This is a genomic window from Bradyrhizobium sp. USDA 3650 (genome assembly GCF_054057395.1).
In genome coordinates this window covers 7,477,338-7,490,051 of record NZ_JBSRZG010000001.1, presented here as the reverse complement: position 1 = coordinate 7,490,051, position 12,714 = coordinate 7,477,338, and the positions used below count along the sequence as shown (strand labels likewise).

At 65.4% G+C, this 12,714-nt stretch carries 9 protein-coding genes and 1 pseudogene; 5 read left to right on the top strand and 5 right to left on the bottom strand.

What is annotated here, in order from left to right:
• Positions 1-7: 7 nt before the first annotated feature.
• Both ACVIN2_RS35205 and ACVIN2_RS35200 read right to left on the bottom strand, forming a co-directional pair.
• The gene (locus tag ACVIN2_RS35205) at positions 8-607 is read right to left on the bottom strand and encodes a YdcF family protein (RefSeq protein ID WP_456769126.1); all 600 of its coding nucleotides are present in this window, start codon (positions 605-607) and stop codon (positions 8-10) included.
• Between the two features lie 80 nt (positions 608-687).
• Positions 688-1,275 carry a hypothetical protein gene (locus ACVIN2_RS35200; RefSeq protein WP_456769859.1) on the bottom strand — a complete coding sequence of 196 codons (588 nt, stop codon included), beginning with the start codon at positions 1,273-1,275 and terminating at the stop codon, positions 688-690.
• Between the two features lie 79 nt (positions 1,276-1,354).
• Here ACVIN2_RS35200 and ACVIN2_RS35195 point away from each other — a divergent pair, with 79 nt between their 5' ends.
• A complete protein-coding gene (locus ACVIN2_RS35195) occupies positions 1,355-1,789 on the top strand; it encodes a hypothetical protein (RefSeq protein ID WP_027566871.1) in 435 nt (144 codons plus the stop codon).
• A gap of 2 nt (positions 1,790-1,791) precedes the next feature.
• Here ACVIN2_RS35195 and ACVIN2_RS35190 read toward each other — a convergent pair whose 3' ends face one another.
• From ACVIN2_RS35190 to ACVIN2_RS35180, 3 genes and pseudogenes are all read right to left on the bottom strand, one after another.
• Positions 1,792-4,191 (bottom strand): bifunctional diguanylate cyclase/phosphodiesterase, encoded by a 2,400-nt coding sequence (locus tag ACVIN2_RS35190; RefSeq protein WP_456769125.1) that lies wholly within the window; start codon positions 4,189-4,191, stop codon positions 1,792-1,794.
• Positions 4,192-4,303: 112 nt separating this feature from the next.
• Positions 4,304-5,708 (bottom strand): annotated as a pseudogene (locus tag ACVIN2_RS35185) (MFS transporter).
• 152 nt (positions 5,709-5,860) lie between these two features.
• Positions 5,861-6,367, bottom strand: a complete 507-nt coding sequence (locus ACVIN2_RS35180; RefSeq protein WP_027566868.1) for a YciE/YciF ferroxidase family protein — start codon at positions 6,365-6,367, stop codon at positions 5,861-5,863.
• Positions 6,368-6,793: 426 nt separating this feature from the next.
• Here ACVIN2_RS35180 and ACVIN2_RS35175 point away from each other — a divergent pair, with 426 nt between their 5' ends.
• The 4 genes from ACVIN2_RS35175 (at position 6,794) to ACVIN2_RS35160 (ending at position 12,634) form a co-directional block, all read left to right on the top strand.
• Complete coding sequence (locus ACVIN2_RS35175; protein ID WP_456769124.1) at positions 6,794-7,876, top strand: lysylphosphatidylglycerol synthase transmembrane domain-containing protein; 1,083 nt, start codon at positions 6,794-6,796, stop codon at positions 7,874-7,876.
• Between the two features lie 154 nt (positions 7,877-8,030).
• A complete protein-coding gene (locus ACVIN2_RS35170; RefSeq protein ID WP_456769123.1) occupies positions 8,031-9,983 on the top strand; it encodes a hypothetical protein in 1,953 nt (650 codons plus the stop codon).
• A 270-nt stretch (positions 9,984-10,253) separates the two neighbouring features.
• Positions 10,254-11,606, top strand: a complete 1,353-nt coding sequence (locus ACVIN2_RS35165) for an MFS transporter (RefSeq protein ID WP_456769122.1) — start codon at positions 10,254-10,256, stop codon at positions 11,604-11,606.
• A 122-nt stretch (positions 11,607-11,728) separates the two neighbouring features.
• Positions 11,729-12,634 carry a LysR substrate-binding domain-containing protein gene (locus ACVIN2_RS35160; RefSeq protein ID WP_456769121.1) on the top strand — a complete coding sequence of 302 codons (906 nt, stop codon included), beginning with the start codon at positions 11,729-11,731 and terminating at the stop codon, positions 12,632-12,634.
• Positions 12,635-12,714 lie beyond the last annotated feature (80 nt).

The window sequence follows — 12,714 nt, the reverse complement described above, 5'->3', positions numbered from 1 at the left end:
GCCCCGCTCAGACCTCCGGCCATTCCGCGATGAAGCCCTTCGCCTTGTAAGGCTCGATCTTGTCCCATTCATGCAGCATGCGGCGGCGAAATTCGGGGTCGGTGTGCCAGAGCACGCGCGGCGTCGCAAAGCTGTCGACCGTGAGCAGCATTTTCTCGACCTCCGGCCGGTGCCGGTGCAGCGTCATCGGATAACGCCGCGCGGTCCAGGTGTTGCCGAGGCATATCACGCTGCGGACATTGTGCAGCCCGAGTGTCGCGTCAATAATCGGCAGCGAGAGAATCACGTTCTCGCCAGTGTTCAAGGCACAATGTTCCTCGAGGATTCGGTCAGCCGGAATGCCCGCTTTGACCATCGCCGCCTTGATGATCGTGCACTCGGATTGCTCCGAGCCGGGCGTCACACCGCCGCTGACAATCGACCAGCGGAACAAACCCTCGCGCCACAGCCGGGCCGCCGTGTCGGCCCGCAGCGTGACGTCCTCGCGGGTGCCGAACATGAACAACAGGTCGGCCGGCCGCAGCGGCGTATCGATCAGGTGCGCGCGGTTGATCCTGGCGATCTCATCAGTCGAAGGCCTATGCGTACTGCGATCCTTGGTTGACATGGCAGCACGATGCGACACTCGCCCAAGGGCGCGAAGTCACGTTTGATTGCGGCCCTTTGCACCCAAGGCAGCAAGGCCATTTAGGGCAGCAAAGCTCTCGGCACGTGATCGAAGCTGTAGCTCCGGGGCTGGTTACGCCGGACGAAGCCGCCGACCTGCCAGGCGAACAGCGCGGCAAAGCCGACGATGAACAGCGCCCCGGCGAACTCGCCGATCAGCAGCGCGCGGATCAGGAGCCCCGTCATCGCCACTGCAAGCACCGCAAGAAAAGCCAGCATTATCGCGTAGGTCCTTCGGCCGAGGCCCGCGGTCAACTCAGCGTGGCTGCCGGCCTGCGCCATGCGCGCGTGCAACGCGACGATGAAATTGCGAAAACCATTGTCCTGCGGCGCCATCAGGGCCGCGGTCTGCCAGCTCGTCGACAGGATCGCGATACGGCCGCCGCCGGTGTGGCTGATATCGGCGCGAAAGCGGTGCTGCTGCATCGACACCGGGCGGAACGACAGCCGGATTGCACTGATCTCGTCGTAACGCCACAGGCCCGAACGGCCGCCGATGTGCCAGCACAGCCCCTCCTCCGTCAGCTCGAAGCGATGCGCCGAGCCGATCAGCGACGCCTTGTAGGCGTAGCTCGCACCCGCAGCCGCCTCAGCTCCCGAATCCTGCATCTTCACGATCAGTCCAATCCGGGCGAGCCCATCTGCGATCCGCTTGCGCGAGCGCCCTGCCCCATCCTACAAGCGAGACATGGCTGAGACGATTTTTTTTCCGCGCCGCCTGATTCTCGGCGCCGCCGTGATCTCCGGCGTGCTGCTTGCGCTCGCCGTGCACATGCTGGGCGCGCGCTACGGGCTCGACCTCGGCGGCCTCTGGCACTCGGACACGCACGAGTTCATACCGGCGGGCGCGGCGATCGCCTGGTGGCTGATCGCCTCCGTCGGCTTCTCGGGCGGCTATTTCACGGCGACATTGATGCAGAGCGCCGTCTCGGGCCAGATCCCGCAACGGATGCGGCAATTCCTGATCGCGGTCGGCGTGCTGCTGCTTGCCGGCGCGGGCCAGGTGGCCTCGGCGCCGAGCCCGGTGCCGACGGTCTCGGGCGTGCTGGCGGGGATCGCCGCGCTGGGCCTCGGCGCCGTGATGGCGTTCTGCGGCGCGCATTTCGCGCTGCGCCGCGGCTAACCTCAGGCGGTCGCGCGCAACGGCGGTCGGTCCAGCATGATCGCGACATCGGAAGCGGGCCGCGGCTTGCTGAACAGATAGCCCTGCGCCTGGGTGCAGCCTTCGCGCCGGAGCAGCTCGAGCTGCGCGTCGTTCTCGACCCCCTCTGCCGTGGTGACGATGCCGAGGCTGCGGCCGAGGCCAGTCACGGCGCGGATGATCGCCATGGAATCCTCACGCGTCGCGAGTTCCGACACGAAGGAGCGGTCGATCTTGATCTTGTCGAAGGGGAAGCTGCGCAGATAACTCAGCGATGAATAGCCGGTGCCGAAATCGTCGAGCGAGATGCGTACGCCCATGGCGCGGAGGTCATGCAGCGTGGCCAGCGTCGCCTCGCTGTTCTGGAGCAGCACGGATTCGGTGATCTCGAGCTCGAGACGGCGCGCGTCGAGTCCGGACGCGACCAGCGCCTCGGTCACGGATGCGATCAGGTTCGGATTCTTGAACTGCACCGGCGACAGGTTGACGGCGACGTCGACGTCGTCGGGCCAGGTGGCCGCGTCGGTGCAGGCGGAGCGCAGCACGAACTCGCCGAGCTGGATGATCAGTCCGGTCTCTTCGGCCAGCGGAATGAAGTTCATCGGCGCGATCAGGCCACGCTCCGGATGGTTCCAGCGCAGCAGCGCCTCGAACGCGACGACGCGACCGCTGACGACGTCGCGGATCGGCTGATAGTAAGCCTCGAACTCGTCGCGTTGCAGGGCGGCGCGCAGGTCCATCTCCAGCAGACGCCGCGCCTGCGCGCGCGCATCCATGCCGGTCTCGAAGAACCGATAGGTGCCGCGGCCGTCAGCCTTGGCACGATACAGCGCGAGGTCGGCGTTCTTCAACAGCTCGTCGGGATTGCTGCCGTCCTGCGGCGACAGCGAGATGCCGATCGAGACGCCGATGATGATCTGATGGTCGTCGATCTCGTAGGGCGCCGAGATCACCTCGACCAGGCGGCCGGCAAGGGACCTTGCCGCGGTTTCCTCCGAACGTCCGATCTGGACCACGGCGAACTCGTCGCCACCGAGCCGCGCCACCGTGTCGCTTTCGCCGACGGTGGCCTTCAGCCTGCGCCCGACCTCCTTGAGCAGCGCGTCGCCGATGGGATGGCCGAGCGAGTCGTTGATGTCCTTGAAGTGATCGAGATCGAGACAAAGCACCGCGAGCTGGTCGCCCGATCTGGTCCGGCGCAGTCCCTGCACGAGCTGCTCGTGGAACAGCACGCGGTTCGGCAGGCTGGTCAGCGCGTCATGGCGGGCCATGTGCGAGATCTTGGCCTGGGCCTCCAGCCATTCGGTAATATCCTCGAAGGTCGCGACCCAGCCGCCACCCTGCATCGGCTGGTTGACGACCCGGATGGAGCGGCCGAACCTGGTCACGACGTCCGTCGTGGTGCGGCTCTCGCGCGCGTCGGCGACGAGGCGGGCGAAGAATTCGCCGGCATCGCCCTGCCACTGACCCTTCGCCTGCTCCTCCCGCAGCACGTCGACCAGCAGTCGGCCGGTGAGCAGGATGTCGGTGCGGCCAAGCATCGCGGCATAACGCTCGTTGAACAGGATGATCTTGCCGTCCGCATCGAACATGCACAGTCCCTGCGACATGTTCTCGAGCGCGGTATCCAGCACGACCTGCTGGCGGCCCAATTCGCCCTTGGCGCGGCGATCGAGCAGCGCGGCCACCAGCGCAATCGCGATGATCGCAACTGCGGCACCCGCGGTGAAGAAGGACAACGAGGCCGGCGGGATCGATAACCCGCTGATCGCGAGCGTCGGATCCGGCGTCAGAACGACAGCGCCCATTGCGGTGAAATGATGTGCGACGATGGCGACCGTCAGCAGTGTGCTCGCGGTCAGCGCATGGAAGAGGTCGTCGCGCCGCGCAGCGACGAACAGCGCGAGCGCCGCGAAAAAAATTCCGAACAGCACCGAGGCGGCAACCGTGCTCCCGATCCAGTCGACCCGGGCCGGCATCTCCAGCGCCGCCATTCCGGTATAATGCATCGTCGCGACCGCGGTGCCGACGATGGCGCCGCCGAGCACGATCCACGGCGCGCGCGCGGAGGATGCCGCAAGACTCAACCCCACGAACGTTAAGGAGATCGCGAAGATCAGGGAAAGGATCGTCACCGGGATGTTGTAGGCGCCGGCGCCCCCCGGCCCATAGGCGAGCATCGCGATGAAATGCGTCGCCCAGATGCCGCATCCGCTGACGGCGGCATCCAGGGCGATCCAGACCAGGCGCCCCGAGCCGTGCGTCGCGCGCGCCCGGTGAAACAGGCTGATCGCCGCCGCGCTTGCGAGCAGGCACACCGCGCCGCCAAGCGCGACGAGCCGCCAGTCGTGCTCCTCGGTGAGACAGTAGAGAACTTGATGCATTGCGGGCCCCTATCGACCCACACTTGAACCGACAGAGATGGACAGTCGGTAACCGGCTACGTGCCTGTTTCGGGGATGGTGAACGGAAGCTATGTTCAATCGCTCGGATTGTTCATCCGCGCGAAGGTGCGCCGAGGCCGATCACGGCGGCGGCGAGCAGCAGCACGGCCGCCGACACGACCAGCGACAGGTGCAGGCCCGTCATGAACGCGCCCTCCGAGGCTACCAGCGAGCCGAACAGCGCGACGCCGAGGACGCTCCCGGTTTGTCGCGTCGCGTTCAGGACGCCCGCCGCGATGCCGGAGCGTGCCTTCTCGACGCTGCCCAGCAAGGTCGAGGTCAGCGGCGGCACCAGCAGCCCAAGTCCGCTGCTGATCGCGATCATCTGCGCAAAGATCGCCCAATAGCTCGTGCCGGCTTCGATCCACAGCAGGCCGACGCAACCGAGCGCCGAGACGCAGGCGCCGACGACGATGGTCGGGCACGGGCCGATACGCTCGGCGAGGCGCGGCGCCAGCAGATTGACCGGCAGCACCAACCCCCATCATCGGCACGAAGGCGAGACCGGTCCACCATGCCGACAGCCCGTTGATCCTCTGGAAATACAGGCTGAGCACGAAGATCAGGCCGTAGATCGCGATGTTGACGAGCAGGCCGACGAGCGAAGTCAGCGCGAACAGCCGGTGGCCGAACAGCGACAGCGGCAACATCGGCTGCGCCGCACGGCTCTCGCGCCAGACGAAGAGCACGGCGAGAATTGCGGCTGCGACAAAGGCCGCGACCACGGCTGGGTGGTCCCAGCCAAGCGCGCCGCCTTCGATGATCGCGCCGGCGAGTGCTCCCAGCGCGCCGATCGCGGTAAGCTGGCCGGGCAGATCGATCTCGCGCGAGCGCGCCCGCGTGGTTTCGCCGGCGTAACGCCAGCTTAACCACAGGCCGACGAGCCCGACCGGCAGATTGACCAGGAAGATCGCACGCCAGCCGACCAGCGTGATCAGCGCGCCGCCGACGAAGGGGCCGGCAGTGAGTGCGGGGCTCGCACCGGCGGCCCAGATTGCAACGGCGCGGCCGCGCTCGCGGTCGTCCGGATAGGCATGATTGAGCAGCGCAAGAGAATTCGGCACCAGGATCGCCGCCGCCAGCCCCTGGACCAGCCGCGCTGCGATCAACACGGTCGCATTGGGCGACAACGCGCAGGCAAGCGAGGCCGCGGTGAAGATGGCGAATCCCGCCATGAAGACGCGCTTGGCCCCGATGCGGTCGCCGAGCGCGCCGGCCGTCAGGATGAATGCGGCAAACGCGATGGTGTAGGCGCTGACCACCCATTGCAGCTCGGCGACGCCGCCTCCGAGCGTCCTGCCCATCGCATCGAGCGCGGTGTTGACGATGGTGACGTCAAGCTGCACCACGCCATAACCAAGGCTCATCGCGGCAAGGGTGAGGGATGTTGCAAGGCGGGAGCCGGTATGCGGCGCGCCGGCTCCGAAGGCTTCGTATTTGACGGTGCTTACTCGCATGCTGCCATCTCGGTTGCAGCCCCATGCGAACGATACGCTTCCAATTCGCTGTCATGTTACGACAACGATCGAATGATGGACGTGATGGATATGCGCGAGCGTCGCGCGAACGGCCGCGCGACGCTCTATCCTGATCCTGGCTGGGCCTGGCCCTAGCTCGCTGCGCGCAGGTTCACCTTGCTCTCGGCGAGCGTGGTCAGCTTTTTGTCGGTCGCCTTCTCTTCTTCCAGCGTCTTGGCGAGCACGCTGGCGCAGTCGTTGCGGCCGAGCTGCTTGGCCCAGGCGATCAGGCTGCCGTAGCGGACGATCTCGTAGTGCTCCGCCGCCTGTGCCGCGTTGATCAGCGCGGCGTCGAGCACCGCCTTGTCGGCGACTTCGCCGGCGGTCTCGTCGGCCTCCTCGATGATGCCATCGATCGCCGGGCAATCGACGGCCTTCACCTGCGCACCGTGCATCTTGAACACTTCCTCGAGGCGCTTGACGTGCTCCCTGGTTTCTTCGAGGTGCGTCAAAAAGCCCTGCTTCAGCTGCGGATCGGTCGCCTTATCCGCCATTTTCGGCAGAGCCTTGGTGAGCTGCTGCTCGGCGTAATAGATGTCCTGGAGCTGATGCACGAACAGGTCGTTCATGGTTTTGATGTCTTTTGTGAACAATCCCATCGGTCCGATCCTCTCGGGTTGTGGGAACACGGAGGCACCGGCTTGCAGGAGAAGCCGGTTATTCCGCCATGTTCGATTGCTGATGCGGCACTAACCAGCGCAGGGCATCGTCGTTCCAAAAAAGCCCGCATCCCTTGCGCTGGAACAATGCTGCCCGTGCAGGATCTGAGACCATGTCACGGACGGACGCGACCGATCCCACGACTCATATGCTTAACGCGCGCCCGATGTGAACCGCGTATGACAAAGTGGCTGGTCCAAGCTGGTCCAAGGCAGAACCTATCCTTGTCAAGGGCTGCACAAGTCACTGTTTTTGCCTTAAATGAGCTACATCATGCCTAGCGATCCAAGCCCACATCGGGCACTGATCGCATCCGACCGGCCAATGTCTGGCCTGGTCGGTCTTGCCCCCCGCCGGGAGGATGAATGCACGGACTGCTGACCGCGCTGAAGCGCGGCTTCAAGAGATGGATCGGCTGGCGGCGACTCGGCGTTGCGGCGAGCGTCTTCATCATCACGTTCGCGATCACCACGCTGGTACGTACGCTCAAGGGCATCGACACCGGGGTCATCCTGACGGCGTTGACCGAGATTCCCCGCGGTAACATCGGGCTGGCGGCGATCTGCGTATGCTTCGCGTTCTGTACGCTGACCTTCTACGATTTTTTTGCACTGCGAACGATCGGCAAGAAGCACGTGCCCTATCGCATCGCAGCGCTCTCCAGCTTCACGTCCTATTCGATTGGCCACAATATCGGCGCCACCGTCTTCACCGGCGGCGCGATCCGCTTCCGGATCTATTCGGATTACGGGCTGAATGCGATCGACGTCGCAAAGATCTGCTTCCTGTCGGGCCTGACCTTCTGGCTCGGTAACATCTTCGTGCTCTCGATCGGCATGGCCATCCATCCGGATGCCGCCTCCTACATGGATCAGCTGCCGTCGTCGATCAACCGGCTGATTGCGCTCGGCGGCCTCGCCTCGATCGGCGCGTATCTGGTCTGGCTGTGCATGGGCGAGAAGCGCCGCGAGCTTGGCCAGAAGGGCTGGAAGGTGGTGCTGCCGTCAGCGCCGCTGACGCTGGTGCAGATCCTGATCGGCGTCGTCGATCTCGGATTCTGCGCGCTCGCGATGTACCTTCTGGTGCCGGCCACGCCGCAGATCGACTTCCTGTCGCTCTCCGTGGTGTTCATTTTGGCGACATTGCTCGGCTTTGCCAGCCACGCCCCCGGTTCGCTCGGCGTGTTCGACGCCGCCATGCTGGTGGCGCTGCCGGAGTTCGGCCGCGAGCAGCTTCTGGCCACGCTCCTTGTCTTCCGCATCCTCTATTTCGTGATCCCGTTCGGACTGGCCATCTCCATCATGGGCACACGCGAGCTCTGGATGAATGTGGTGGAGCCCTGGCAGGAGCGCCGAAGGCTGGCAGAGGCCTGCGCGCAGGCCAACCTGCCCAAGCAGGTGGCAGCGATGGAGCGCGAGCGGTCGCTGCGGCAGGCCAGCAAACGCTGAGCATGATCCGGAAAAGTGCGAAGCGGTTTTCCGGAAAGGTCATGCTCTAACGATGGTCCGCTAGACGACGGGCAGCAAAACCGTCAGACCAATGTTGCAGGCGGAGAGCAGCTCTCTTATTTCCGCCTCAACTTTGCCGTTGAAAATGCGGGCCATGATCCCTGTATCCCTTCGCCGTTTCCTCGCCGGTACCCTGCTGCTCGCCGGGCTCCTCACCGCCTTGCCGCTGAAACAGGCGGCCGCGCAGGACGCGGGCGCCATGCAGATCAGCTGGGAGGTGCGCAACCGCTTCCGGCTGTTCCGCGAGGAGCGCGACTTCCTGCTCCACGTCGAGAACGCGCGTAACCGCAGCATCCTCGCCGCCGAGCAATCGCTGGAGCTCCAGAGCGAGGGCCGCGGCTGGGCCCGCAACATGGTCAACCGGCTCTGCATCGACCTCCAGGGCCGGGTCAACCAGCCCTGCACCCGCGACAACACGAAGGAAAACTACCTCACCCCCCTCGACCATCCCGTCACTGTGCGCCTCGCCGGCGCGGTGCCGGTTGGCGCCACCTGCGCCTGGTCGTTCGACGACGGCGACGGGCCACAACAATCCACCTTCGACTGCGCCGAGCCGATCAATCTGCGGGTCCGCTACGGCAAGCAGACGGTCGCGAGCGTCGACGTCTCCTCCGGCTCCGATCCGACCCAGCGGGTCCAGACCGAGATCCAGGTCCGCGACATCTTCGTCGCTGGCCTCGGAGACAGCATCGCCTCGGGCGAAGGCAATCCGGACCGGCCGCTGGCGCTGTCCGACGAAGGTTTTTGCTTCCGCTCCTATCTCGGCACCGCCGGCGCGCAGTATTACCGGCCGAGCCGCGCCGGCTTCAAGGGCGGCCGCGCCTGCGAAGCTCCGGATACGCTTGCCAACTGGCAGCGCTACAGCGCGCTCTGGTTCAACTCGCCCTGCCACCGATCGCTCTACAGCTACCAGGCCCGCACCGCGCTGGCGCTCGCGGTACGCTACACCCACGTCGCGGTAACCTTTCTGCCGCTCGCCTGCACTGGCGCCAGCATCAGCGACGGGCTGCTCGGCTCGCAGCGTGCCCGTGAATGCCCGCCCGGCAAGACCGGCGTCTGCAACATCAGCGTGAACGCGCAGGTCGCCGAGCTGCGCGAGGCGCTGACCGCCGCTAAGAAACGGCAGCCAGAGCGCACGCTCGACCTCGTGCTGCTCTCGGTCGGCGCCAACGACGTCTATTTCTCCGGCCTCGTCGCCGACGTTATCGTCGAGACGGCAACCGAGCGCGCGATATTCCGGCGCTCCGGCGTGATGGCGAGCGTCGATGATTCCCGCGATGCGCTGGCGCGCGAGCTGCCGCAGAATTTCGTCAAGCTGCGCGAGGCCCTGAAGCCGCTGGTCGGCGGCGACCTCTCGCATGTGGTCTACGTTTCCTACGCCAACCCGGCGCTCGCCGATGGCGGCGTGCCCTGCCGCGGCGGCCGCGCCGGCTTCGACATCCATCCGTCCTTCAACGCCGATCCGCAGCGCCTCGCCCGCGTTTCGACCTTCGTCGACACCGAATTCCTGCCGCAACTGAAGGGGCTCGCCACCTGCACCCGCGGCGCGCTGTGCCGCGATCCAGAGGCCGACCGCATGACCTTCGTGGATTCGCATCAGGCGGCGTTCGCCGATCACGGCTTCTGCGCGCATTCGGGCAACGACCCCGAATTCGACCGCACCTGCTTTGCCGAGAACGGCCAGAGCTTCAATCCCGACATCGTGAGCGCGGCGAGCCAGCCGATGCTGTGCGGCCGCGGCGCCTCCGAATTCCGCGCCTATCTGCCGCGCGCGCGCTGGATCCGCGACGCCAATGACAGCTATTTCGCCGCGATGACCTATCCGCAAGGCCTGCCGGCAGCCAGCCAGCCGACCGACATCCACGACGCCACCTGGGGCGTGCTCTCCGCCGTCTATGGCGGCGCCGTGCATCCGAGCGCCGAAGGCCACGCCGCGATGGCGGACGCGGCACTACCGGCCGCAAGCGCCGTGCTCGGTCTGGATGCGGCACCGCCGGGCGTGACACGCGGGCTGCTCGCGCCGCTGCTGCCGGGCGCGCGGCAGTAGGCGCAAAGCGGGCTCTCTCCACATCGTCATTGCGAGCGCAGCGAAGCAATCCAGAGTCTTTCCACGGTGGAATTCTGGATTGCTTCGCTGCGCTCGCAATGACGAGATTGGGGCTCACGTCTCGGCAGTCTCTCACAATCGTTCCTCCCACCAGCCGTTCCATCAATCCAAAATCGGCATCGATCGATACTGCCTTGAACTTGGACACTCTGCCGCGCGCACCTCTAGGAGTCGAAGGGGGAAACGTTTCGAGTTCTAAGGAGGCGCGCAATGAGCGCAGTGATGTCCGCAGCGGACGTGAGAAGGTCTCGCGTCAGGCTGTTCATCGTGACCATGTTGTTCCTGGTCACGACCGTCAATTATGCCGATCGCGCCACGCTGTCGATCGCGGGCCCCGCGCTCTCCAAGGAGCTGCATCTCGATCCGGTTGCGATGGGCTACATCTTCTCGGCGTTCGGATGGTCCTATGTGATCGCGCAGGTGCCGGGCGGCTGGCTGCTCGACCGCTACGGCTCCCGCCTCGTCTATGCCTTCAGCATCATCGTCTGGTCGCTGTTCACGACGCTGCAGGGCTGGGTCGGCTTCTTCAGCGCCGGCACCGCGATCACCGTGCTGTTCGGCCTGCGCTTCCTTGTCGGTATCGCCGAAGCGCCGTCTTTCCCCGCCAATGCTCGCATCGTCGCGGCCTGGTTTCCGAGCAACGAGCGCGGCACCGCCTCTGCCTTCTTCAATTCCGGACAGTATTTCGCGACCGTGATCTTCGCGCCGCTGATGGGTTGGATCGCGCACGACTACGGCTGGCGCTACGTGTTCTTCGTGATGGGCGCACTCGGAATCATCATGGGCCTGGTCTGGATCAAGACGATCTATGGCCCGAAGGAGCACCCCGGCATCAACGAGGCTGAATTCGACTACATCAAGGACGGGGGCGCGCTGGTCGATCTCGACGCTCCCAAGGACGATCTGAAGCAAGAGCGCGCGCCCGAGGCCGGCTCCGGGTGGGACCATATCCGCCAGCTGCTTTCCAACCGCATGATGCTCGGCGTCTATCTCGGCCAGTACTGCATCAACACGCTGACCTATTTCTTCCTGACCTGGTTCCCGGTCTACCTGGTCAAGGAGCGCGGCCTCTCGATCCTGCAAGCCGGCTTCGTCGCGACGCTGCCGGCGCTGTGCGGCTTCATCGGCGGCGTGCTCGGCGGCGTCATCTCCGACGCGATCCTGCGCAAGACCGGCTCGTTGACGATGGCGCGCAAGATCCCGATCGTCGGCGGCATGCTGCTGTCGATGTCGATCATCGCCTGCAACTATGTCGACGGCCAGGCGCTGGTGGTCGGCTTCATGGCGCTCGCCTTCTTCGGCAAGGGCATCGGCGCGCTCGGCTGGGCTGTCGTCTCCGACACCTCGCCGAAGGAAGCCGGCGGCGTCTCGGGCGGCCTGTTCAACACCTTCGGCAACCTCTCCTCGATCAGCACCCCGATCGTGATCGGCTACATCCTGGCCGCGACCGGCTCGTTCAACGGGGCGCTGATATTCGTCGGTGCCAATGCGCTGGTGGCCGCATTCGCCTATCTCGTGGTCGTCGGCAAGATCGAGCGCGTGGTGCTCAAACGTTCCTCCTGAGGGCTCCCATGGGAGCTTGACCAGGCAACTTAACGGCGGCTTCACGGCCGCCGTCTTTGTTTTGGGAGTAATCGATGCTAGAAGCGCCGGGGAAACGCCTTATCCATCTAAGGCATGTATCGATGTTCGACCTCAACCAGCTCCGCTGTTTCGTCACGGTGGCGGAGGAACTGCATTTCGGCCGCGCCGCCGCGCGACTGAACATGACCCAGCCGCCGCTGTCCCGGCAGATCCAGGTGCTCGAGCACATCATCGATGCGCCGCTGCTAGAGCGTACCAGCCGCTCGGTACGCCTGACGCCGGCCGGACGCAGCTTCCTGCCGGAAGCGCGGCGTATCCTGAAGCTTGCGGAAAGCGCCTCGCAGGTGGCACGCCGTATCGCGCTCGGCAAGTCCGGCTCGCTCAAAATCGGCTTCACCGCGGCCGCGGCCTACGGCTTCCTCCCCGAGCTCGTCGCCGCCTGCCGCGCCAAGCTGCCCGAGGTGGACTTCTCGCTGAAAGAGATGGTGTCGGGCGACCAGTTCGAGGCGCTGACCTCGGGCCAGATCGATGCCGGCCTGCTCAGGCCCCCGATCGCGCGCCCCGAAATCGCCAGCCGCCGCGTCGTGGCCGAGCCCCTGCTCGCCGCGATCCCGAAAAAGCATCCGCTGGCGAATGCCGAGACCATCACGATCAAGGATTTCGACAACCAGCCCTTCGTGATGTATTCGCCCTACGAGAGCCGCTACTTTCACGACGTGCTGGTGGCGCTGTTCACCCGCGCCGACATCCTGCCGCGCTATGTCCAGCACCTGAGCCAGATCCACTCGATCCTCGCCATGGTGCGCGCCGGCCTTGGCCTTGCCATCGTGCCGGCGGCGGCGGCGAGCCTGAAGATCGCGGACGTCCGCCTGCGGCCGCTGAAGCTGCGCACCCGCGTCCCGGTCGAGCTGTTCATGGTCTGGCGCCGCGACGACGAGAATCCGCTGCTGTCGGCGCTCGTAAAAATCGCGAGCGAATTGTCCTCGACGGAGGTGATGGAAGATTGATGCTGATTTCGCATCGGTCGATATAGGCTTTGGCTTGGACCCGCATCGAACGGTCTCCTAAACCACGGCGCATGGACGCG